This window comes from Aeromonas sobria, from assembly GCF_000820145.1.
Taxonomy (GTDB): Bacteria; Pseudomonadota; Gammaproteobacteria; order Enterobacterales; family Aeromonadaceae; genus Aeromonas; species Aeromonas sobria.
In genome coordinates this window covers 334-681 of record NZ_CDBW01000037.1, presented here as the reverse complement: position 1 = coordinate 681, position 348 = coordinate 334, and the positions used below count along the sequence as shown (strand labels likewise).

General features: G+C 43.1%; 1 rRNA gene. It reads right to left on the bottom strand.

The features are described 5' to 3' along the window. Positions 1-191 (bottom strand): 23S ribosomal RNA (locus BN1135_RS16710); the annotation flags it as partial. Positions 192-348: the final 157 nt, after the last annotated feature.

Below are 348 nucleotides of genomic sequence, written 5' to 3'. Positions count from 1 at the left end.
TCTCCCGGTTCGCCTCGTTAAGCTATGTATTCACTTAACGATACCCAACTTATGCTGGGTGGGTTTCCCCATTCGGAAATCTGTGAGTAATAGCGTCTCTTACCGACTTCTCACAGCTTATCGCAGGTTAGTACGTCCTTCATCGCCTCTGACTGCCAAGGCATCCACCATGTACGCTTAGTCACTTAACCATACAACCCCAAGAAGTGTCGTCGAAACAACGCTTGCTTGTTGAAGTACAACAAGGACCAAAATAAATTTTGGTTTTCGCCAAGAAGTTTCCAAAGCACTTGTAACAAATGTTTGAGAACTACTTTTTAAATCAGCTTTCCAGATTGTTAAAGAGCA